The sequence below is a fragment of the Rhizobium sp. YIM 134829 genome, assembly GCF_046546455.1.
In genome coordinates, this window is record NZ_JBKHKI010000014.1 from 1 (window position 1) to 2,065 (window position 2,065).

Consider the following 2,065-nt stretch of genomic DNA (forward strand, 5'->3'; position numbering starts at 1 on the left):
GACTGGGTCGACCGAAGCGGAAACCCTGTCCCAGGCTTGCCCCCAACGCGAGCGCCCGGTGCAGGTGCTCGGCGGTTTCGATGCCCTCTGCCAGCACGTGGGCGCCTGCGCGCTCGTGGTGGGCCAGCACGGCCGCCCACGTCCGGGCCTGCTGGTAGTGGGGCTGAGACTGGACGAGGGTCATGTCGAGCTTGATCACGTCCGGCGCCAGGACGTCGAGCAGGGTAAGGGCGTTCATGTCGGCACCGACGTCGTCGAGTGCGATGGCGAAGCCCTCTTCCCGGAGGGCAACGACTTTCTGGAGCAGGTCGGGCGGGTGAGCCAGCAGGCTGCGTTCCGTCACCTCGAAGACCAATCGGAACTGCTCTGCGCCCTGGGCCAGAATGCGGCTGTCAGACCGGCTGAGGAAGGGTGCAGTCGCCTCACAGTTGATGAAGAGCGCGGTGCCGGGCGCCAAACCGGCGGTCTGCGCGCCGACGATGGCCGCCTCGATGCAATGACGCTCGAGCCCAGGCGCGCGCCCCGTGTCGACGGCGTAGGTGAAGACGTCCTCGCGGGGAATGCCGGTGAGATGAGGCCAACGCGCCAATGCCTCGTATCCGACTACTCGCCCCTCGGGTAGTGAGACGATGGGCTGGAAAACCGCCCTGAGGCCATCGCCCGCTACGGCACGATCCAGGTCGTGGCGCGACGGTGTGACCGGTGCACGCGTCATGGGAGGGTATCCGCGCGAATCGTGTTCTCGAGCACGCTGCCCCCGCTCGCTTCGTGGATCGCCGAGTGACACCACGAGTGGTCGGCTGCCCCGGCTGAGCAAATCTCAAACCAAGGGTATCGGGCCGCGCCGTCGACGCACACCGTATGCGCAATTCGAACTTCGGCGCAGCGGCGTTTGCATGACGCAATGTATTGACACGTCTGGCAACCGGACCACAAGGTAGCTGCACGAGGGTGGCCGCGGTATTCGCCGCTGCCCGTCAGTCGAAGTGGAGGCCGCGTGAACCGGTACCTCAAGGGCGTGGACCCTGCCGTGTTGTGGGGCTCGGCGGTAGCGATCGCGTTCTTCGTCGGGTGGGGCCTTATCTCGCCGCAGAGCCTCGGCTCGGTGATGACGACGACGCTCAACTGGATCATCGGGAACTTCAGCTGGGCCTTCATTCTCCTTGCGACGGGCGTGCTGGTGGTGTGCGTCGTCCTGGCGGTCAGCAAGTGGGGGCGGATCCGGCTCGGACCCGACGACTCCCGCCCGGAGTTCAGCACCTTCTCCTGGGTGTCGATGATGTTCGCGGCGGGGCTCGGTGCTGGCCTGCTGTTCTTCGGTGTCGCAGAACCCGTCACGCATTGGACGGCTCCGCCGCACGGGCTCGCTACGCCAGAGACCGAGGAGGCCGCGCTGGTCGCACTCCGCTACACCTATTTCCATTGGGGCTTCAACGGGTGGGCGATGTACGCCGTAATGGGCGGTGCGATGGCCTATTTCGCGTACCGCAGGGGCATGCCGATCCTGGTCAGTTCGACGTTGTCGCCGTTCCTCGGTCCCGATGCACCCTCGCGCCCCCTGGGGCGCCTGGTCGACGGCCTGGCCATCGTCGCCACGCTCTTCGGCACCGCAACGGCACTGGGATTGAACGGCCTTCAGCTCAACAGCGGCCTGGACTACCTGTTCGGAGTGCCCAAGTCGAATGTGGTGGCCGTGGTGATCATCGTCGCGGTCACCGCGATGTTCATCCTGTCGGCCACTTCCGGCGTGGAGAAGGGCATCACCTTCCTGGCCAATCTCGGTTCGATCGCCACCATCGGCGTCTTCCTGTTCTTCCTGATCCTCGGCGGCAGTACGGTTTTGGTGATCTCGAACGGCATCGAGTCGATCGGCAACTACATCATCCAGGTCTTCCCCATGTCGGTGCAGACGGGCGTTGGCGACGAACCGTGGATGGCCAGCTGGACGATCTTCTACTGGGCGCGGTGGATCTCGTGGGGGCCGTTCGTGGGAATGTTCGTCGCTCGGATCTCCCGGGGGCGCACGATCCGGGAGTTCATCTTCGGTGTGGCGGTCGCCCCAACC

The 2,065-nt window shown here is 65.7% G+C and carries 2 protein-coding genes; one reads left to right on the forward strand and one right to left on the reverse strand.

Going from position 1 to position 2,065, the window contains the following annotated elements; translation table 11 throughout:
• A partial coding sequence (locus ACLE20_RS15430; protein ID WP_410941200.1) for an EAL domain-containing protein occupies positions 1-715 on the reverse strand: 715 nt, incomplete at its 3' end.
• A gap of 282 nt (positions 716-997) precedes the next feature.
• On the opposite strand from ACLE20_RS15430, the gene ACLE20_RS15435 reads away from it, so the two are divergent.
• A partial coding sequence (locus ACLE20_RS15435; RefSeq protein ID WP_410941201.1) for a BCCT family transporter occupies positions 998-2,065 on the forward strand: 1,068 nt, incomplete at its 3' end.